This is a genomic window from Thermomicrobiales bacterium (assembly GCA_041390825.1).
Lineage (GTDB): Bacteria > Chloroflexota > Chloroflexia > Thermomicrobiales > UBA6265 > JAMLHN01.
The window spans coordinates 64,992-85,385 of the sequence record JAWKPF010000006.1 but is presented as its reverse complement, the minus strand read 5'-3'; the positions used below and the strand labels follow the sequence as shown (position 1 = coordinate 85,385).

At 63.9% G+C, this 20,394-nt stretch carries 11 protein-coding genes; 5 read left to right on the top strand and 6 right to left on the bottom strand.

Annotated elements, in window-relative coordinates:
• Positions 1–22 precede the first annotated feature (22 nt).
• Positions 23–1,048 carry an LLM class flavin-dependent oxidoreductase gene (locus tag R2855_02830; GenBank protein MEZ4529941.1) on the top strand — a complete coding sequence of 342 codons (1,026 nt, stop codon included), beginning with the start codon at positions 23–25 and terminating at the stop codon, positions 1,046–1,048.
• A gap of 37 nt (positions 1,049–1,085) precedes the next feature.
• Here R2855_02830 and R2855_02825 read toward each other — a convergent pair whose 3' ends face one another.
• The 3 genes from R2855_02825 to R2855_02815 form a co-directional block, all read right to left on the bottom strand.
• On the bottom strand, positions 1,086–2,249 hold the full coding sequence (locus R2855_02825) for an acyl-CoA dehydrogenase family protein (protein ID MEZ4529940.1): 1,164 nt from the start codon (positions 2,247–2,249) through the stop codon (positions 1,086–1,088).
• 214 nt (positions 2,250–2,463) lie between these two features.
• Positions 2,464–3,237: an SH3 domain-containing protein gene (locus tag R2855_02820; protein ID MEZ4529939.1), complete on the bottom strand. Its 774-nt coding sequence runs from the start codon at positions 3,235–3,237 to the stop codon at positions 2,464–2,466.
• Positions 3,238–3,547: 310 nt separating this feature from the next.
• Complete coding sequence (locus R2855_02815) at positions 3,548–4,624, bottom strand: serine hydrolase (protein ID MEZ4529938.1); 1,077 nt, start codon at positions 4,622–4,624, stop codon at positions 3,548–3,550.
• 121 nt (positions 4,625–4,745) lie between these two features.
• Between R2855_02815 and R2855_02810 the strand changes: the two genes are divergently transcribed.
• The gene (locus tag R2855_02810) at positions 4,746–5,933 is read left to right on the top strand and encodes a phage tail sheath subtilisin-like domain-containing protein (protein ID MEZ4529937.1); all 1,188 of its coding nucleotides are present in this window, start codon (positions 4,746–4,748) and stop codon (positions 5,931–5,933) included.
• A 474-nt stretch (positions 5,934–6,407) separates the two neighbouring features.
• Complete coding sequence (locus R2855_02805; protein MEZ4529936.1) at positions 6,408–6,581, top strand: hypothetical protein; 174 nt, start codon at positions 6,408–6,410, stop codon at positions 6,579–6,581.
• A 68-nt stretch (positions 6,582–6,649) separates the two neighbouring features.
• Here R2855_02805 and ppdK read toward each other — a convergent pair whose 3' ends face one another.
• Complete coding sequence (gene ppdK, locus R2855_02800; GenBank protein ID MEZ4529935.1) at positions 6,650–9,271, bottom strand: pyruvate, phosphate dikinase; 2,622 nt, start codon at positions 9,269–9,271, stop codon at positions 6,650–6,652.
• Between the two features lie 635 nt (positions 9,272–9,906).
• On the opposite strand from ppdK, the gene R2855_02795 reads away from it, so the two are divergent.
• Complete coding sequence (locus tag R2855_02795; GenBank protein MEZ4529934.1) at positions 9,907–14,238, top strand: AAA domain-containing protein; 4,332 nt, start codon at positions 9,907–9,909, stop codon at positions 14,236–14,238.
• A 91-nt stretch (positions 14,239–14,329) separates the two neighbouring features.
• Entirely contained in the window at positions 14,330–15,607 is a 1,278-nt protein-coding gene (locus R2855_02790) for a lactonase family protein (GenBank protein ID MEZ4529933.1), read from the top strand.
• 64 nt (positions 15,608–15,671) lie between these two features.
• On the opposite strand, the gene R2855_02785 is transcribed toward R2855_02790, so the two are convergent.
• Positions 15,672–17,069 (bottom strand): FAD-binding oxidoreductase, encoded by a 1,398-nt coding sequence (locus tag R2855_02785; GenBank protein MEZ4529932.1) that lies wholly within the window; start codon positions 17,067–17,069, stop codon positions 15,672–15,674.
• A gap of 161 nt (positions 17,070–17,230) precedes the next feature.
• A complete protein-coding gene (locus R2855_02780; protein ID MEZ4529931.1) occupies positions 17,231–20,260 on the bottom strand; it encodes an AAA family ATPase in 3,030 nt (1,009 codons plus the stop codon).
• Positions 20,261–20,394 lie beyond the last annotated feature (134 nt).

Here is a 20,394-nt window from a genome sequence, read left to right as displayed (position 1 = left end):
CGTCTTCGTATTAGAAGGAAGCATGCCCACGTCCTACCCCAACTTGTCCAACATCTCGATTCTCGATCTTGCCTCGGTCGGTGAAGGAGAGACGATTGCCGATAGCTTTGCCGGGAGCGTGCGGCTGGCGCAGCTGGCCGAGCAGGCTGGCTACAAACGCGTCTGGTATGCGGAGCATCACAGCATCGAATCGATCGCGTCGTCGGCCACATCGGTGCTGATCGCGCATATCGGCGCGCAGACCTCGACCATTCGCCTCGGCGCGGGCGGCATCATGTTGCCCAACCATGCGCCCATGCTGATCGCCGAGCAGTTCGGCACGCTGGAAACGCTCTATCCGGGCCGTATCGATCTTGGGCTTGGCCGTGCGCCCGGCAGCGATCAACTGACCGCGCGTGCGTTGCGGCGCGATCCCATGTCGGCCGAGCGGTTCCCGCAAGATGTGCTCGAACTGCAAGCCTGGCTGAGCGATGAAAGCCCGTTCGAAGGGGTGCAGGCGCTCCCCGGCCAGGGCACGCGTGTTCCCATCTATATCCTCGGATCGTCGACCTTTGGCGCGCAACTGGCCGCCCAGCTCGGCTTGCCGTATGCCTTTGCGTCGCATTTCGCGCCCCGGCTGCTGCATTCCGCCATCGACATCTATCGCCGCAGCTTTCAGCCCTCGGAACAGTTGGCCGAGCCCTACGTCATTGCCGGGGTGGGCGTGCTTGCCGCTGAAACCACCGAGGTCGCGCTGGCGGAACTGGCGCTGGTGCGCCGCAACTGGGCGCGCGAGATCCTCAGCCGCGGCGGCGGTCCGAAACTGACCTTTGAAGAGGTCGACGCGCTGCTCGGCACTCCGCGCGCAGCCATGGTGGACGAAATGCTCCACTTCACCGCGGCAGGCGATCCGGCGGATGTCGCCCGTTATCTCGACGAGTTCCAACGGTTGACCGGAGCGGACGAGCTCATCACCGCGCATCGGGCGTTGTCTGTCGAAACCCGGCTGCGCTCGGTCCAGTTGACCGCGGAGGCGCTCGACCTGACGCCAATCACGCCGGCGTTCTGAGGCGCATGCTTCTGACCGGCGGGGGTGTGGAATCGGTCTATGAGGCGCTCGGTTCGCGTTCGCCGCGAGGCTGGCCGCGGCTGCGGCGGCGCATCATCTCGGTGATGATGATCATGCGCTGGGCTTCTTCGGTGCCCCCGCCGATCGTTCCGCTCAACCCATCGAGCATCGCCATGGGGAGGCGCGATCCTTCCTGCAACCCGTAGCTCCCACATGCCTGGATGGCGTTGATGCCGGTTTCCACGCCCACGCGCATCGCCTGCAGCTTGAGCGCGGCGGCTTCGAGCGTGACGTCCTCTCCCCGCGCGAACCGCTCCAGGGTTCGTTGCGCGAAGGCGCGGATCGTCTCGATCGCAATTTGCATCTCGGTCAGCCGGTATTGCATGAACTGTTGCCGGATCAGCGCCTGTCCGCTGCCGGAACGCGAGCGCGCAAAGGCGACCGACTCCGCGGTAACGCGGTCCATCATGCCGATGGCCGGGTAGGCGCCAAGGATCTTTTCCGCGGTCAGCACCTTGCGTAGCGCGTTGTTGACTCCGCCGACAGGCCGGAAGACATGATCTGCCGGTATGCGCACATGCTCGAAGACGATTTCCGCGACAGGCGACGTGCGCGCGCCCGCGGGCGCCAGCGTCGGACCCACCGATACCCCCTCGAGATCACGATCGACAATCGCCAGCACCAACCGGCCCTCTTCGTCTTTCGCAAGCGCCAGGATCACTGCCGCAAACGGAGCGTTGGTGATATGCCACTTGCGTCCGGTGACTGTGCACCAATCGGATGAGCAGTGCACGACCCGTGTCGACGGGTTCAGCGCGTCTGTGCCGCCGTGCGGCTCGGTGACCGCGAAGGCCAGGATCTCTTTCCCGGAGCAGAGCCGGTCGAGATACCGGTTCCGGACCGTCTCCGATGGGCAGCGGTCGATCAGGCCGAGACCGAACACACCGTGAACGGCGACCGAGATCATGAAGCCACCATCCAGGGTGGCATAGGTGACCCCTTCCATCACCTGGGCGAGAAAGAGCGCGCCCGCTTCGAGTCCTTGGCCGCGGGAGGTGGCAACGGACTGCACACCTTCGCGGCCGAGCTCATCCCAAAGCGCCTGGGGAAACTCGCGCGCTTGCCAGCACCGGTAGACCTCGGCGGCGTGGCGTTCGCCGATGGCGCGAAAGTGGTCGTAGATCTGCCGATTCTCGTCCACGGGTCCTGGCCTTCACCTTCTGGCGGCGTATCGAGCAAGAACAGGGGCACTACCAGGAGATATGCGTTGTCTGATGAACGTAATCTAGCCGAAATATCACGCCGGGCCAACTGGCACTTTGGGCCGTCGCGTCGTGTCTGGTCACCACAACCAGAAACGCCCCTGGTCGAGTGAACCAGGGGCGTTGCGTGGAAGACTGGCTGGACGTGCTGGGCTACAGCACGCTGGCGATATAGTCGCTATGGATGTAGCCAAATTGGCCGTTGTAGCGCACCCGGCCCCAGCTGCCGGCGGGTCCGGCATAAAGCTCGATCTGGGCGCCCGACGGGACCACCGCCAGCACCTCATAGCCCGTGCCTCCACCGGCGCGCAGATTCACCGTCGCGGTCGTGACGCCCATACCGGTATAGGCCGGCATATCCGATCCTTCGTCGTAGTCCATGATGAGGAAATCGTCGTGCACCCAACCGAACTGGCCGTTGTAGTTCACCAGCCAGAAGTAGTACCCATAATCGTCGTAGACGTCGACCACCGCGCCAGCTGGAATCACCAGCTTCACACCGTAGCTCATCCCCGCGCCCGAGCGCATGTTGACCGATGATGTCGTCTTGGCCTGGCCGCGATAGGCAGCATTGTTGGGATTGCCGCTGCCGGAGCTATCGCCGCTGCCGCCAGTCAGATAGTCGCTCTTGGCCCAGCCGATGCTGCCGGAGTAGGAGACCTTGGTGAAACCGTTCTGCTGCTCGCCCTGATCGCCCACCGCGGCGCCGGCCGGGATGACCAGCAGCACCGAGCCGGAGAGACTCGGCTGCGAGCGAAGATTGAGCGCCGAGGTGGTGTACAGCTTTTCGGGTCCGGCCGAGGCGAGGGTGCTGTTGGTCAGGACACCCACGGCGCCAAGCGCGGCCGCGCCGCCTGCCAGTTGCTTGAGAAACGATCGCCGAGTAACTCTGCGCTGATCGAAGCGTGCGGTCATTGTGATTGCCATTACTTTCTGCCTGAAGCGTTTGCGATCGCCCGCGATGGGCGACCGGCTGATCCATTAGCCGGGTCCGGTGGTTCCGGACAGAACTCCTCCATGTATCTGCTCGAAATCCGTTCGATCCGCGCGCCCCTTTCTCCCCTTCGATGCTCGATCGTGTGCCCTGCGGTCACATCCGATGACAACGTCATGGTAGTCAGCGTATGCAGGACTGCCCATTCACGTTTCGACGTATTTCCTGGAGAGGCGGGTTCGCTGCGGAATTGCGTAGCCGCCCGTACGGGCATCGGTAATTCCGCAGCAGGGTCCGTGAGGATCAGGCGATGACGGCCGGGAGGATCCAACCTTCGATGAAGGGACGGACGATGGAGATGGGACTGGGCGGATCGTCGAACCCTTTCAGCACCACGACCACGAGGTCGAGCGCCGGCACGACATAGAGATAGTTGCTGCCGAAACCCAACCCGAAATAGGCGTGGAAGCCGTTGCCGTCGTCGATCACCCACCACTGGTACCCATACCCGGCATAGCCGGTCGAGTCACCCTGCAGATGGAACCGGGTCGCCTCGGGGAACCACCCCTCTGAAACGAGCGATTGGTCACCCCATTGCCCATTGCGCAGCGAGAGCAATCCGAACTTCGCGACATCCCGGGGTGTCAGCTCGACACCCGAGCCCCCTGAGACGACCCCTTCCGGCGCGCGCCGCCATCGCGGTTTGGCGATGCCCAGTGGCGCCCACAAACGGCGGTCGGCGTAGTCGGCCAGATCTTCGCCGGCAAGCTCCTGAACGATGACCCCGAGCAGGTGACTGCCGCCGGTGTTGTAGGCATAGAACGTGCCGGGTTCGTAGACCACTGGCAGGCTCAGGGTGAGTTCGGTCCAGTTCGGCGCGGCTGTGAGCGTATACCAGTCGGTGCTGATGTCCCACGCCCAGCCGCTGCTCATGGTGAGGATGTTCTCGATCGTGATGCCCGCGGTGCGCGGATCGGCATTGGCGGGGATCAGGTGAGGGATCGTTTCCCCGATGGTGCTGCTCAGGGAAAGGAGCCCGTCGTCGATCGCCATGCCGATGAGCGTTCCGGTGACGCATTTGGTGATCGAACGCACATTGACCGGATCGTCGATGCCGTAGTCGTCACCGAAGTAGCGTTCGTAGGCCAACCCGTTGTTGCGCGCCACCACGATGCCGGTGATATCCGGCATGTTGACCGCGGCGTAATCGCCAGCGGCGATCAACTGCGCATCCGACAGCCCGACCTCGCCGGGACTGACCAGCGTCCAGTCCGGATCGGGAAGCGGCGCCAGATCTTGCGCGCGCGTCACGCCACGCGCAACCAGGGGGAGTGAGCCAAGAGCGGCCAGCAGCGTCCTGCGGGAGAAGGTTTGTAGCATAGTGAAACCCCGGACGGACAACGGAACGAGCGTCAGACTGCAAGCGTACCTGCGCCGGCTGGGTGTAGGCTGAGAGTCCGGCGTTCGGTCTTGAGCGATGGCCAGAAAGGGCGAGAATCCGATGCGCATGCAGCCACTCGAACCTCACCCAATCGCCGCCACGTCGACCGCGGTGACGGCGTTCGTCGGGAGAACTCGCCGCGGACCGCTCGATCGCCCGGTGCAGGTCGACAGCGCCGCCGAGTTCGGCGCCATATTTGGCGGACTCTGGGACGAGAGCCCGCTCAGCTTTGCGGTGCAGCACTTTTTCGAGAATGGTGGCCACTCTGCGCTCGTCGCGCGGGTGGCCGCGCGAGACGCAACCGAGTTCACCCCCGGCAGCCAGATCGATGATGCGGATCTGGTTCCCGCCGGCGGACGTGACACCCGGCAAGGAATCTATCTCCTCGAGCACAAGCCGAACTTCGATCTCCTGGTCATTCCTCCGTTTGCCTGGGACCGAGACCCTACTCCTTCGACCTGGAGCGCCGCTGCCGCGTATTGCCGGGAGCGGCGCGCCTTCCTGCTGATCGATCCACCGGTTGGAAGCGCATCGGGAGCGGTCGATACCGTGGGCATAGGGCTTGCAGCATTGCTGAAGTCCTTGCCGCAATCGAGCGCGGCTGCGCAGAACGCCGCGTTCTTCTATCCACGGGTGACCGCGAAGAATCCGTTGACGCAGCAAACGCAGCCATTCGCGCCTGCGGGCGCGATTGCCGGAATGATGGGCCGCATCGACGCGGTTTCCGGCGTTTGGACGAGCCCGTCCGGGAACGCCGCAACCATTCGCGGAGCGGTCGGGCTCGAACGCGACCTCACCCAGGCCGAGCGCTCCGCTCTCGCCAGTCTCGGCGTGAACTCCCTTCGAACCGTCCCGCCCGTTGGGGTGGTGTCCTGGGGTGGCCGCACGCTTCAGGGCGCCGATGGGCTTTCGCCCGAATGGAACTACGTCTCTGTGAAGCGACTGGCGCTCTTCATCGAGAAAAGCATCGACGAGGGCACCCGGTGGGCCGTCTTCGAGCCGAGCAACGAGCGGCTCTGGTCGCGCATCCGGTCAGATGTCGGCGAGTTCCTCCACACGCTCTTCCGGCAGGGAGCGTTTCAGGGCCATACGCCGGACGACGCGTTTTTCGTCCGCTGCGGTCTGGACACGATGACGCAGGCGGACATCGAGCAGGGCATCCTGAACATCCAGGTTGGCTTTGCTCCCATCCGCCCGGCCGAGTTCGTGATCCTTCCGTTTCGCCACATGATCGGTTCGACGCCGTGACCAGCTACCACCGAATCGCCGCGTAGCCGCAGCCCACCGTGGCTGCTCCTGGCCCGGATCATTCATGCTGGATTCCTCCTGTCCCCAAACCCCGTAGCCGCAGCCCTCCGTGGCTGCTCCTGGCCTGGATCATTCATGCTGGATTCCTGCTGTCCCCAAACCCGTAGCCGCAGCCCTCCTTCGTAGCCGCAGCCCACCGTGGCTGCTCTTGCGCCAGACAGCAGGCACGGAGGCCTGCGACTACGTGAAGGGAGGGCAGGCACGGGGGCCTGCGACTACGTGAGGAGGAAGTTGGCAGGCACAGAGACCTGCGACGACGTGAGGAAGAAGTTGGCAGGCACGGAGGCCTGCGACTGCGTGAGGGGAGGAAGTTGGCAGGCACAGAGGCCTGCGACTACGTGAGGAAGAAGTTGGCAGGCACAGAGGCCTGCGACTACGTGAGGAAGAAGTGGCAGGCACGAGGCCTGCGACGACGTGAGGAAGAAGTGGGCAGGCACGGAGACCTGCGACGACGTGAGGAAGAAGTTGGCAGGCACGGAGGCCTGCGACGACGTGAGGAAGAAGTTGGCAGGCACAGAGGCCTGCGACGACGTGAGGAAGAAGTTGGCAGGCACGGGGGCCTGGGACGACGTGAGGAAATGGGCGTGACCGGCGAATACGAATGATCCGGGGCTCAACCTGGCCACATCTCCCACGCTCGGCTCGACGTTCTCGGCTTAGCTCCCGATATTCGCCTGCGCCGCGGCCAACCGCGCCACCGGCACGCGGAAGGGCGAGCAACTGACGTAGTTCAGCCCGACATGGTGGCAGAACGCGATCGAGCGCGGGTCGCCGCCATGCTCACCGCAGACACCGACGGACAACGCCGGTTTGGTGCTGCGGCCGTTGCGGGTGGCCATGCGCACCAGTTGCCCCACGCCCTGGTCGTCCAGCACCTGGAATGGGTCGTCCGCCAGTACCCCGGTTTGCAAGTACTCCGGGAGAAAACGGGCGGAATCGTCCCGGCTGAGCCCAAAGGTCATCTGGGTCAGATCGTTGGTGCCGAGGCTGAAGAAGTCGGCATGTTGGGCGATATCGGCGGCCAGCAGCGCGGCGCGCGGCACTTCGATCATGGTGCCAACCTTGTAGGGGATCGTCATTCCCGTGCGCGCCATCACCTCGGCGGCGCAACGTTCGATATGCTCGCGCTGATTGGCGAGTTCGGATGCGGTCGATACCAGCGGGATCATGATCTCCGGCAGCACTTCGATCCCGTCGCGGGCGACATCGATGGCTGCGGTGAAGATGGCGCGCACTTGCATGCAGGTGATCTCGGGCACGGTCATGCCCAGACGCACCCCACGCAACCCGAGCATCGGATTGACCTCATGCAGCGCGGCGACCTGCTTTGCCAGCGCCTCCGGTTCGATGCCCATGATGGCGGCCAGCGCCGGCAACTCCTCGACCGGGGGCAAGAATTCGTGCAGCGGCGGATCGAGCAGCCGGATCGTGACCGGCAAGCCGTCCATCGCCCGGAAGATACCGGCGAAATCGGCAGTCTGGAATTCTTCCAGTTCTTCGAGCGCCAGGGAGCGTTCGGCATCCGATTGCGCCAGGATCAACCGGCGCATCACCTCGATACGGCCCGGAGCGAAGAACATGTGCTCCGTGCGGCAGAGCCCAATACCCTCGGCGCCGAACGCGCGCGCCCGGAGCGCGTCCGCCGGCGTATCGGCATTGGTGCGCACGCCCATGCGGCGAAATCGGTCGGCCCAGGAAAGCAGGCGGTGGGCAGCGCAATCGAGCCCGGCCACGGTCATTGGCGCAGTGCCGAGCAAGACCTCGCCGGTCGCGCCGTCGATAGTGATGGAATCGCCCTCGCGCACGATCGTGCCATTCGCCGTGAAGGCTCCGGCTGAAAGATCGATCTCGATCGCGCCGCACCCGGTCACTGCCGGGAGTCCCATCCCGCGGGCCACCACGGCCGCGTGCGAGGTCATTCCGCCACGCGCGGTCAGAATGCCGCGCGAACGTTCCATACCGGGGAAATCCTCGGCGGCGGTTTCCTGCCGCACCAGAATGACCGCCTCACCGGCTTCGCCAAGCGCTTGCGCGCGTTCCGGGGTGAGGGCAACCTGGCCCGACGCCGCGCCCGGACTGGCCGGCATGCCGGTGGCAATGACATCACGGGTGAACGCTGGGTCGATCTGAGGGTGCAGCAGGGCATCGATCTCGGCCGGGCGAATGCGCCGTACCGCGGTGGCTTCGTCGATCAGGCCCTCATCCACCATGTCGACGGCCATGCGCACCGCTGCCGTGGCGGTCCGTTTGCCGGTGCGGGTTTGCAACATCCAGAGCTTGCCGTCTTCGACCGTGAATTCCAGGTCTTGCATGTCGGCGTAGTGCCGCTCCAGCAACTCGCCGACCGCCAGCAGTTCGGCATGGGCGGCTGCGAACAACGGATCGGCGGTCATCTGCTCGACCGGCAGCGGTGTGCGCACCCCGGAGACGACATCTTCGCCCTGCGCATTGGGCAGGTATTCGCCGAACATGCCGGCAGCGCCCGTGTTCGGGTTGCGGGTGAACGCCACCCCGGACGCGCAACCTGCGCCAAGGTTGCCGAAGACCATGGCTTGCACCGTTACCGCGGTGCCGCCGTCCTCGCGCAGGCCGGCCGAACGCCGGTAGGCGATGGCGCGCGGCGAATCCCACGAGCGGAAGACGGCCGCCACGGCGCCACGCAACTGATCCCACGGATCGTCCGGGAAGGGCACGCCGGTTGCCGCGACGATCGCGCGGAATTCATCGACCAGTTCGCGCAACGCGGCGATATCGAGCTCGTGATCGTGCTCGACCCCCGAGCGCGCGCGGGCCGCGGCCAGCGCATGTTCGAACGCCTCGCCGTCCGCCCCGAGAACGACGCGGCCGTACATCTGGATCAACCGGCGCCACGAATCCCAGGCGAACCGTTCGCCGGAGAGACGCGCCAACCCCGCGACGGTTTCCGCGTTCAACCCGACATTGAGGATGGTGTCCATCATGCCGGGCATCGAATCGCGCGCGCCGGAGCGGACCGAAAGGAGGAGCGGGGCTGTGGGGTCGCCGAAGCGCTTGCCGAGCCGCGTCTCGACCTCGCCCAGCGCGGCCGCGACCTCGCACCAAAGCTCGTCCGGCACGCGGCCGTCGTGCTGGCGGAACGCGCGAAAGGCGTCGGTGGTGATGGTGAATCCTGGAGGGACCGGAAGCCCGATGCGGGTCATCTCGGCCAGATTGGCTCCCTTGCCACCGAGGAGATCGCGCTCCCCGGCATGACCGTCGCGGAAATGTCGAACCTGATTTGTGCTCATCGTCACGCTCATCGGTACGTTCCTTCCCTCGAGTTGGGACAGAGGTGTCCCGGATAGCGAAACGAGCCAGGGAAACTCCCCGGCTCGTTGCGACACTGGATGTTCGGTTCATGCTGCGTTTGTGTTATTCGCCGCTCGACCGTCCCTCCAGCATCGCCTGGTAGGCGTAGTAGTAATAAAAGGAGTAGGCAAAGCGAACCGAGTGGGGAGATCCCATCGGCGCGCCAGAATTCAGATGGCAATGTGCGTGCATCGTCGCCATGTCGGCAGTGTACCGGTCAGAGTTGTCGATTGCAATACGGATAACCTGAAATTTTGTAACAACTTGCTGGTGGTTACCGTCGTATCGAGTGAGTTCGTGAAAATGCGCACAATCGCACTTGGTAGCAGGGCACAATCGTCGGGGTAATGCGGATAATTCTTTGGTTCGATCGTCGCGCCAGACGACCAGCGGCACCTCGCCGGATCGATGCACGGTTGCAGCGTGATCGAAACGGACGTTTCCCAAACCCTACTTTCGAAGGGTTGGACCGCGGGACACATCGGGCTACGATGATCGTGCGTCCGCTCGTACTATTCGTTCTTCCCTCGGTCCATCCGGGCCGGCAAGGCTTGCGCGGCGCCGGCCCGGACTCTACGATGCCCCCATGCAGAACGAATCGACGATCCCAGTGACGTCCGCGGAGGACTCGCGCGGCCGGCGCGAACGCATGCTCGAGCTCCAGCCGGTCGATGGTGTTCCGCTCAGGCTCAGTCCCACCGACATCGCCCAATACATCCGGCTCGACCAATGCCGCCGCTATCTGCGCCTGCGGCTGGTCGAGCGCAACGCCGGAAGAGAGTTCATGCGCGCCTGGGATGCGCGGTCGCAGTCGATTCCGCCGTTGTTGACGGCTTCCGGACGTGACTTCGAAGCCGGGGCCGAAGACGAAATCAAGCGGATTGCGCCCACGATCGAATGCTCACAGGAAGAGCGCGTGGCGCTCGGTATCGAGAACGACAACGAGCGGGTCATCGGCGCGCTCGAATCGTTGCCGCCGGGTGGCCGGGTGGTCGTTTTTCAACCGTTGCTCCAGGTCGAGATCGACGGTTGGGCGCTGACGGGGGTCGCCGACGCGATCGATTTCCGCCGGGACGCGCACGGCCGCCCATCTGCGCTCATCATCGATTTCAAGAGCTCGGGCGCGGTGCGCATGGAGCATCGGCTGCAGATCGCCTTCTACCGGGAAATGCTCGATCGACTTGCCAGCGACGCTGGCATCCAGCTCGAGATCGAGCTCGGCATCCTCTTCCGTGGCGCCGTGCACGCCGAATCCGAGCCTGAAGATCCCGGTCTGGCCGAGCAGCGGGCCGATGCGCTTGCCACCTTCGGCGTCGAGGGGTACCTGGAGCGGATCGAGAACGTCAACGCGCTCAGCCGCCATGTCCGCTCGCTGGTGCTGAACGAAGACTCGGAAGCACGGCGCAATCTGGCGCAACCGTTCGGGCAATTGCCGTTTCATCTGAACTATGTCTGCGACGGTTGCCTCTACAACCAGCTCTGCTTGCGCCAATCGGCCGAGAGCGACGATCTGTCCCTGATTCCGTTCCTGCGCAACGAGCAGAAACAGGCGTTGATCGCCAAAGGGGTGCGCCGGTGCGCCCAACTGGCAGAGACGCCGTTGCCGTCGGAAACCTGGTCGGAGGACTACCGCACGCTTGCAATGGAGCCGGCGCTCGGGGCCAGTCTCGACGACCTGATCCAGCGCGCGCGGGCCTATCGGGAGTCGAAAGGGGATGACTGGCCAGTCGTTCGCCGGCTGTCGCATGGCCGCCAGAGCAGCTTGCCGCGCTGCGACGCGGAGGTCCATCCCAATCTGGTCACCATCTACGTCGATGTGGAGCACGACTATCTGTTCGATCGCGTCTATCTGCTCGGCGCGCTCGTCGTTGGGGCGGAGCAGGGGGAAACGCCGCCGGAGCGCCGCCGCATCGTGATCGAGCTGGCGGACGGTCCCCCGGAAACGGAGGAACGCGAAGCCGACCTGCTGCGCCGCTGGATCGAACGGGTGATCCGCGCGGTCGTGGATGTGGCCGCGCCGGATGCCGATGGCCGGCCAAACGCCCCGATCCACCTGGTCTTCTACGACAGCTACGATCAGCGGGTGCTGCTCACCGCGCTGGGCCGGCATTTGGGCAGTGTCTTCGGGGCGACCGCGCTGTACGACTTCGCATCCCAACTGGCCGCCTATACCTCGCCGGTGATCACCGTGCTCGAAGACGAGATCAGGGCGCAGCGCAACTATCCCCAGTTGTGCCAAACCCTGCAGTCGCTGGCGCGGTATCTCGGCTTCCCCTGGAATGCGGAGCGCCCGCTCACGACCATCTTCCGCGAACGCTATTTCGATGCGGCTGGCAAGTTCGAGGATGAGGAGATACCGGACGGCGATTCTTCTCCCTGGTTCACTAAACGCGCCCGATTCAGCAGCCAGCTTCCATTGGAATATGCCTACGCCGCCTGGGAACAGTTGGGAGAACCACAGACGCCCGATCTGCTCGCGCCCTTTCGCGCCGTCACGACTGACGATCTTCGCGCCCTGCACGATGCGCGGCTGCGCGCGATCGAGCGCATTGCCGCCGAGGTCGAACGGAACGATTGGGCGATGAAAGCCTCGTTCGATCTGGCGAATCTGGAGAACTTCGAGGATGTCGCCGACAGCTTCGCAGTGGCGCTCGATGAATTCATCACCATCGAACGGCATGTCGAGCTCGGCGCCTGGAAACATGAGCGAGCCGTAACGCCCGAGCGCCGCGTGCTCAGCGGAACGACGATGCTGGCCCGGTATCGGGAAGAGGATCAAACGCCGGAGATTGCCGCGTTCAACCGCGCGCTGCACGACTGGGACATGTTGGTCGATGAGGCGAAAGAGCGCATGCCCAAACCCGGGTGGCCGAATGGCCCCAGGATCATCCGGCTGCGCGTCGATCTGACCGGTGTCGCCTCCTCGGTCGAGCATGCCCTGGAGCTCTGGGGGCGAGTCGTGGGCGACGGGGTGGTGATCTCACCGTGCTGGTCAGTCGACACGCGCAAACCGGTGGCGGAGCGGAAGCGCTTCACACCGACGGTGCGCCAACTCTTCTACGGGGCAGGCGGAAAGATTGTCGATTCGGGCCAGGGGAGCGATGACAAGGGACCCTATTCCTGGCTCGATATCGAGATCGGAGGGTTTTTCAGCAAGTCAGCCGAGTTCGTCTTCTATCAGCCCTTTGTGGGGTTCGAGCCGGACGGGCTCCTGACGATCGACGATTCTCCTAACGATTGGTACGGCTCGTTCGAGCGTGCGGTCGTGACCGGTTTGCGCGCAGGAAAGCGGAACACGCTCTTCGACCGCATCACCGATCGCGGACCCGCAACCCTCGACCCGGATCCCGTTGCAGTCGCGGGTCAGGCGCGGTTTCTCGCCGGGCTGCAGGCACTGGAATCCGTGGGAGCAATGCACGGGTTCGAAGAGAGCAAGCAGCGGTTGATCGGCTCGCTGGCCGATGCGCCGACGCTGCTGGTGCAGGGTCCTCCTGGCACAGGCAAGAGCCTGACCGCGGCCTTCGCCATCCTGGCGCGCATGCAAGGCGCCATGGCTGCTGGGCGCGACTGCCGAGTGTTCGTGGCATGCAAGACGCACGCGGCGGTCGACGAGCTGATGCGCAAACTGGTCGAGGTACTCGACCGGCTGGCGCAATTGCGCGCTGAAAACACGGAGCTTTGGGACGCCTGGTTCGATGGCCGGTTGCTCTCACTGCCGATTTTCCGGTTCGAGGGCCGGGACGATCCGCCGGACGGTGTCGTTTCGCTGCATCGAGACGACAAGGGGGATGCCCGGCCCGATCGCCAGATCGATGCCGCTCCGCATTGTGTGGTCGCTGCCGGACTGGCCGGGGTCTATCGCATCGCCAAGGAGCGCGAGAAAACGCGGAAGATCCCCCTCTTCGACTCGCGCATCTGCGATCTGCTCGTCCTCGACGAAGCCTCCCAGATCAATCTCCCCGAGGCGATCATGGGCGCGCTTGCGCTCAAGGACGATGGGCAGCTGATCGTCATCGGCGATCACCGGCAGATGCCGCCCATCGTGCAAAACGACTGGGAGCGCGAGGTGCGCCGCACCTTTGTCGCGTTCAAGAGCTACGAATCGCTCTTTCTCACCCTGCGGGACAAACTCCCCGAAACGCGCCAGATCCGTTTCGAGGAGAGCTTCCGCGTGCACGCCGATATCGCGGAGTTCCTGCGCAAGGAGATCTATCAGCAGGACAAGATCGCCTTCTTCTCCCAGAGAACAGACGTGTTGCCGCGCATAGAGACGCCGGATGATTTCATCGCTGCCGTGCTGCACCCGGCGCACCCGCTCACCGTGGTCGTGCACGAGGAGGTCGCCAGCCAGAAGCACAACCCCTTCGAGCAGGAGCTGATGCGCCCGGTGCTCGAAACGCTTTCCTCAGCCGGGTTCGATGCGCAAACGGGGCTCGGCGTGGTCGTGCCGCACACCGCGCAGCGGGCCGCGTTGCGGGACGGCATTCCCGCGCTGACCGATCACGATCCCGAGACCGGCGCCATCGTGCGCTCAGCGGTCGATACGGTCGAGCGCTTCCAGGGGGCCGAGCGCACCGCGATCGTGGTCGGCGCGACCGAGAGCGACCCCCTCTACCTGCTGGCCAACAGCAAATTCCTCTTCGATCCGCGGCGGCTCAACGTTGCCATCAGCCGCGCCAAACAGAAGCTGATTCTGGTCGGCGCGCGCTCCATCTTCGATGTCTTTTCCACTGACGAAACCGTCTTCGCCAGCGTCCAGCTCTGGAAAGACCTGCTCGAGGAAACCTGCACCGAGCTCCTCTGGGACGGCGAGCGCCACGGCCACCGGGTTCAGGTTTGGGGGAACGTCTCGACCGTAACCGAGCATCCCTCGGATCGAGCGCCGCAGGAATTCCACCTGTTTACAGATGACCAGTGATATTGCATCATCGATGCTGAAGCGGGTGCTGGCTCGCTGACAGGGTGGTCATCGGACGTGGCTGTCCGATGATGGCGAAAGGAGTCTGGACGTGACAGACCAACCACGACGACGATTGTTCATCGAAGACGTCAAACCTGATCGGCGGACCGTGTTGAAACTATCGGCAATGGGAGTGGGGGCGACTCTGGTTGGCGCTGGCGGGCGACGAGCAGCTGCACAGGACGCAAGTCCGGAAGCATCGGCGACCGCAGGCGTCCAATTCGCCTATGTCGGGTCCGATTCCCGTTCACAGATCGTCGATGGCACTCCGGTGGCCGAGCCAATTGGCATCTCGGTCTATGCGATCGACCCCGGGACCGGGGCTTTCTCGTCGATTCAAACGCTCCCGAGCGACAACGCGTTCTTCTTTGCCTTCGACCCGGACCAGACGCATCTCTACGCGGTCAACGTCATCGGAGACTACAACGGTGGCACGAACGGATCGGTGGAAGCCTACGCCCGCGACGTCGAAACCGGGATGTTGACCTTTCTCAACCGGGTCGATTCGGGCGGCGCGGTGTCGGCCCAACCCGCGGTCGACCCATCCGGACAATGGGTCGTCGTCGCAAATTACAGCGGGGCCAATGTCACGGTCTTCCCGATCGAGGAAGACGGCTCGCTGGGCGAGATGGCCAGTGAAGTGAAGCGCGAAGGCTCCGGGCCGAACACCGAGCGGCAGGACCAGTCCCGTCCGCACGCGGCGGTTTTCGATCCGAGCGGCAGCTTCGTGGCTGTTGCCGATCTGGGGACCGACTCGGTGGTGACCTACGCGTTCGATTCCGAAACCGGAACGCTGACGGAAACCAGTTCGGTGCAATCGCAGCCCGGCTCGGGTCCGCGCCATATCGCGTTCAATGCGGATGGGACCATCATGTACGTGGTCAACGAGCTCGACGCGACCATAAACGTCTACGCCTATGACATGGCTTCTGGCGCCATCGGCGAGCTGGTGCAGACCGTCTCGACCGTGCCCGATCCCTTCGAGGGCGTCAAGAGCACGGCCGAAATCGCGATCCACCCATCGGGCAAGTTCCTGTACAACACCAACCGCGGTTTCGAAGATACAGTGACCCCGGAAGGGGACGCGATCGTCGGCTGGGCAATCGACCCGGACGACGGCACGTTGACCATGATCGGTCACACGATGGATGAAGTCGGCCAGTCGTGGAGCTTCGCGTTCGACAGGGGTGGCGCGAACCTCTTCGCTGCCAACTACACCGATAGCACGATCACCCAGTTTGCAGTCGATCCCGAAACCGGCGCGTTGACGTTCACCGGCAATCGCACAGAGGCGCCGTTCCCATTCGCCATTGCAATCTCGGCCTGAGTGGCTGGCAGTTGCCGCGACACCCCGATGCGCCGCGCGCATCGGGGTGTCGCAACCGTGCAGCTCACGTTCTTGGCGGGATGTTCTGATTCATGCGGAAGAGGTTGCCGGGATCGTATTTGGTCTTGAGCTCGACCAGCCGGTCGAAGTTTGGTCCATAGGCAGCACGCGCCAGCGCTTCTTTCTCCTCGCCGAACCCGCCAAAGTTGAGGTAGAGGCCACCGGTGCCATGTGGTTGCATCGATGCCCAGGCGTCACGTGACCAGGCGATGCAGCGTTCATTGTCAGCAGGATCGGTCCAGACTGTGTCGAGGCTATACAGGTAGGGCGCTCCTCGTTTCCCGAATGCCGTCGCGTCGTCTGGCACTCGTCCCATCGCGCCGCCAAGTTGCCAAAGCACGATCAATGCTTCCGGGGCTGGTCGTGTTTGGGCATGGCGGATCATGGTGGCCTGAGCCGCTTCATCGCACTCCTTCAGGTAGAGCGACTTGAAGTAGTAGTGACCCCCGGTGGCGAAGAAGGGGTCGAATGCTGATTGCAGCGCCTGATAGGGCCATGGGCCGCTGAGATCCAGCAGCGGGTTCGCGACGTCACGGAATGGCTTCATCAGCGCCTCTCCTCTCTCGATGTCGCCCGAGTACATCCCGGCAAGAAGGATCACCGGCTTCCCATGAAGATCTTCCGGGAAATTCTCATGGGCGGGCACGCTCCAGAACGCCGCGATGGTGGACGCCTCATCGGGCATCCCGCTCGCCAGTTCCAGATATGCGCTCAGCACCTGCGGCGCGTCTTCCAGGTCGTAGAACACCGCGGCCACGGCTACCTCGTTCCCGATGGGCTGCAACGCGAACTCGAACGAAGTCACCACGCCGAAGTTGCTGCCGGCTCCCCGAATAGCCCAGAAGAGATCGGGATTCTCTGCTTCGCTCGCGGTGCGCAGCACGCCGTCGGCGGTCACGATCTGGACGGAGCGGAGATTGTCGAGCGCAAGCCCAACGTCGCGCATCATCCAGCTCATACCGCCGTGCAGAGTGAAACCCGCCACACCGGTGGTCGAAACCTTCCCTCCCGGCGCGGCCAGTCCGAACGCCTGCGTCGCCTTGTCGACGTCAGCCCAGGTAGCGCCGCCCTGCACATGGGCGGTCATGGTTTCCGGGTCGACGGTTACCTCACGCATGGGCGAGAGATCGATCACCAGGCCGCCGTCATTGACTGCATTCCCGGCCACGTTATGCCCACCACCCCGGATCGACACGAGCAAGTCGTTCGCGCGGGCGAAGTTCACCGCTGCCGCGACATCCAGCGCCGACGTGCATTGGGCGATGATGGCTGGTTTGCGGTCGATCACCCCATTCCAGACGAGCCGGGCATCGTCGTAGCCAGGCGAGAAGGGAGTGAGAATATCGCCACGAAAATACGGCTGCAATTGGTCTGTAGCCTGGTCGATGAACGTGGCAGTCATGACATTCCTCCAATCTGCGTGCCGGCAGGATGGTCGTGGATCGACAAGGCGGCCATCGCTTGTCAGAACTTCTTGTGCTGCCGGGTTCTGCTCTGAGTGTGCGGAAACGGCGTCCAGATCGGAATCGTGCGATCGCACGATTTCTGTGAGTCGCGGAATGGCTACCGGTGCGACGCCGGATCATCCTCCGCCTGAATGAGTCCGCGCCGGTGGGCGGCATCGACGGCCTCGGCGCGGCTGCTGACCTCGAGCTTGCGGAAGATGTTGGAGACATGGGTGCGCGCGGTCGTCCACGAGATGAACAAGTCATCGGCGATCGCCTGGTTCGAACGCCCGGCCACGATCAGCCGCAGCACTTCCAGCTCACGCTCTGATAGCTCCGGGCTTCGCGTGAGTTCAGGAGGTTTCAGTCCCATTCTCGATGCCAGGGCTTCCGCGTTCCGCAAAGCCGGTTCCGCTTCCAGCAGGGAGAGTGTCGCGATCGCCTCGTTCAACAGAACCTTCGCTTCGGAACGGCCTCCGGCCTCCAATCGGGCCTCGGACAGGAGGAGCTGCGCGAGGGCTCGTTCATATGGCAGTTCGCACGTCTCTGCAAGCTCGAGAGCGGCTTTCGACTCAACCACAGCCTCATCGATCCGTCCCGTACGGAGCGCAATCTCTCCGAGCAGGCGATGCGCGTCCAGGCGGACACCTGGCTGGTCGAGATCGCTCGCGCGCCGCAGAGCATCGTTCGCCCGCAACGTTGCGGACTCGTCGTTGGATTCGGCCCAGAGAAGCCGAGCCCAGCCCAGCTCACCGGCCGCGATGCCGAGTGCTGAGCCGCACCATGCGATCCATCGATCGTGGGCATGCAACCATTCGCGAGCGGACGCAGGGTCTCCAGCATCGAGGCAGAGATTGGCCGCCAATCGCTGAAGTTCCAATCCCTCGTGAAAGATCACCTGCCCGGGAGGCAGATCGGGGCCATCCGGAAAGATCTGGTGGATCTGGTCCCATGCGGTCTGCGCATCTCCCCGGTAACGCGCCAGCGTGGCAGTGGCCCAACGCACGTTGCGCCAAAGGAAAGCGCTGCCGGGGACCGAGGAGCCCTCCAGGATATCGGTTGCCTCGGCCCAGTTTCCGTCGAGCACCAGGCTCCGCAGCCATGAAATGCGCGGAGAGAGCCCGCTACGCAGCGCTCCACCAGCGCGGCGCAGGGCCAGTTCCCCCTCCGATGCAAGCAGTCGACGGTAGGATGGCTCGTTCAGGCGATACGTTGCCGCGACATCGGCCGATTCGATCAGCACGGCCTGAGCTTCCAGGGCATGGTGCGAGAGCAGCCTGAATCTCGCACGCGATTCAGCAAAATCGTCGCTCGCGCGTTCCTTGAGTCCGAGTGTGGCCGCGCCGATTGCTCGTCCGAGAAAAACCCATGGCGCACTGTATTCCAACACGACTCTGGTCTCTTGGATTGCGTTGGCCGTGCGGCTCGGAAGGACCAGTCGCTCCTTGGCTGGACCGAGAATGCCAGCAGCAGCCTTTGACCAGATGGTGAAGTCCAGATGAGCATCGATGAGGTCCGCGAGGCTCATCTCCGCTGAGACTTGAGGCGCCGGGTCGCCGGGCGGAAACGCTACCGGCCGCTGGGAAAAGACCTCGCCTCCCATGAATTGCTCCATCGAAGGTCCGGAGAAGGACACGTTCCCAATTAGTGGTTGGAGCGTCTCGATCATGGTGTCGTAGTACGCGAAACCATCCCCGAACCGGTTCGCATAGCAGCTCAGGGTGCCAAGCGCCCACAGCGACTCGGCATTGCGGAGGGGGTCGTCTCGCAACCCGGGCAACCTTCTCGCCTGTTCCACGGCTTCGAGCGCTTCAGCCGGGGCAGAGAATCGCTGGATGAACGCCAGGGTGTACAGGAGTTTTCCTTCCACGGTTCGCTCTTCCGGCTCGAACGCGCGAAGCTGCTCGATCGCGGCCCGGTAGCGCTCGGTCGCGGTCGTCCATGCGTATGCGCTTCGCGCCCGTTCGGCGGCTTTCACGAACCAGCGCCAGGCGTCGGGATCGCCAGCCATCTGAAGATGGTGCGCAACAGCATCCGGATTCGGATGAGGCGTTGCCATGAGCGAGTTGGCAACCGAACGATGCCATTCCCGACGGCGTGGTGGGAGCACGCTCTCGTAGAGCGCGTTTCGGGTCAACGCATGGACGAACCGAACGGTGGTTCCCTGGTGGTCCGCTTCCATGAGGTGCGTATCCACCGCTCGTTCAACCACACCGATCAAATCATCGTCGTCGATCCCGGCCACGTCGGACCAGATCGAGAGGGGGACGTCCTTGCCGATGACTGAGGCGATCGCGAGATGCTCACGCGTTGCGTTTCCCAGCCGGCTTACTCGGGAGTCGATCACGTGCATGAGAAGTGGAGGGAGGACAAGCTGATCCAGCTCGGCCAGTTCCCACTCCCCGGTTGGACACGCCAGGACTCCGCGGTCTTCCAATGCTCGAATGAGCTCGGTGGCGAAAAATGGGTTCCCGTCTGAGTGAAGCTCCAGATATTCGACGAGACGCTCTGTATCTGACGGCGACAGCTTCAGCCAACGGTCGACCAGCATGCGCAACTGATCGTGATCGAGTCGATGGAGCTCGATACGGTGGCCCCCGGTTTCCCGGATGAGCGCCGGTAGCCGCAGATAGAAAGGACTCTGCCGCATCAGATCGTCGGTTCGATAGGTGACGACGATCAGCAGGCGCATCTGGCTCGCCCGGCGGCCCAGCTCTCGGAGCAGATCGATACTTGCCGGATCCGACCAGTGAAGATCTTCAAGGATCAGCAAGACCGGCCCGGTCAGCGTGAGCTCGATGAAATAGTCCCGCACCGATGCAAAAAGAGCCGCTTGGTCGACGACCCTCTCGATCGCTCCGCCGCGCGCGAACGCCGGCGGTGGCGCGGGAGTCGAAGGATCGCGCCCCAGGTTGTCGAAGACGTCGACCCACGGTCCAAACGCAGGTGTGCTGTGGAGGTCGAAACAACCAGCCTCGACGACTCGCACTCTGCGCTGCTCGGCTTCGCGGGCAAGGGAACGAACCAGCGTGGTCTTGCCGATGCCGGCTTCACCGCCGACGATCACCACTCCTCCGGTTCCATCGACCGCAGCGGAGAGGTCGTCCAACAGCATCGCGCGGATGGCATCCTGGCCGACGGGTAGCACGGGACTGACCCTCGCAGACAAGCCGGAGCGATGCTTCGGTTGGGCTGATCCGTGCGTGTGCGTCATTGCATCTCTTCGGATCCTGGCGACAGGTTTACATCATATCAGTCGTCGAGGCGTCGATTCGGACTCTT

Excerpts from the sequence above, each read along its gene's own strand:
- R2855_02830 (MEZ4529941.1), top strand. The coding sequence starts at position 23 with ATGCCCACGTCCTACCCCAACTTGTCCAACATCTCGATTCTCGATCTT.
- R2855_02820 (MEZ4529939.1), bottom strand. The coding sequence starts at position 3,237 with ATGGCAATCACAATGACCGCACGCTTCGATCAGCGCAGAGTTACTCGG.
- R2855_02815 (MEZ4529938.1), bottom strand. The coding sequence starts at position 4,624 with ATGCTACAAACCTTCTCCCGCAGGACGCTGCTGGCCGCTCTTGGCTCA.
- R2855_02810 (MEZ4529937.1), top strand. The coding sequence starts at position 4,746 with ATGCGCATGCAGCCACTCGAACCTCACCCAATCGCCGCCACGTCGACC.
- ppdK (MEZ4529935.1), bottom strand. The coding sequence starts at position 9,271 with ATGAGCGTGACGATGAGCACAAATCAGGTTCGACATTTCCGCGACGGT.
- R2855_02795 (MEZ4529934.1), top strand. The coding sequence starts at position 9,907 with ATGCAGAACGAATCGACGATCCCAGTGACGTCCGCGGAGGACTCGCGC.
- R2855_02785 (MEZ4529932.1), bottom strand. The coding sequence starts at position 17,069 with ATGACTGCCACGTTCATCGACCAGGCTACAGACCAATTGCAGCCGTAT.